The following is a 588-nucleotide window of genomic DNA, read 5'->3' on the forward strand; positions in this document are numbered from 1 at the left end:
CTCCTCGACGGGCAGCGTGACCGAAAGGGCGAGGAACCACCGCCCGCGCTTTTCGTACAGCTTCGCCGCGCCCTGCCTCACGTCCCGGCCGAGGCGTTCAAGGAGGGCGGCCTGCTTACGGGTTACCGCGAGCGGCACCCGCACCCGGCCGGCTTGCGTCGGAAACGAGGCAGTCCAGAAGTCTCCGGCTTTTTCCAAGCGCAGGTTCTGGTTGTTGAACGACGGCCAGAGGACCCGGAACTTCTGAACGTCCCGATGCGCCGCCACGTCCCGAAGCGCCTGGTTGATCACGGCCGACGGAAGGTCGCCGGCGAAGTACGCCCGCGCCGTCCGGCTGGTGAGTCCCTTTGGCCTCCCGGCGGCGACGAGATTGTTGGCGAAGGCCGTCGTGCGTTCCACGAGTTCCCGATATCGCCGGATCTTCGCCTGCGTCGGACGGTGCAGACGAAGGCGAAGGGTGATGGTTTGCAATCAGCTCCCTCCTTTCTGTCGTTGTTCTTCATGAATATTTTATCGTTAGTATCAAGGATGTACAACCGGCTTCATCCCCGGAATGAATTCCGGGGCTTTCGCCGGGGATTTCTGTAA

The 588-nt window shown here is 62.6% G+C and carries 1 pseudogene; it reads right to left on the bottom strand.

Going from position 1 to position 588, the window contains the following annotated elements:
• Window positions 1–471: pseudogene (locus SA87_RS11450) on the bottom strand (hypothetical protein); the annotation flags it as partial.
• Window positions 472–588 lie beyond the last annotated feature (117 nt).

It is taken from the genome of Hydrogenibacillus schlegelii (genome assembly GCF_001653195.1).
GTDB lineage: Bacteria > Bacillota > Bacilli > Thermicanales > DSM-22653 > Hydrogenibacillus > Hydrogenibacillus schlegelii.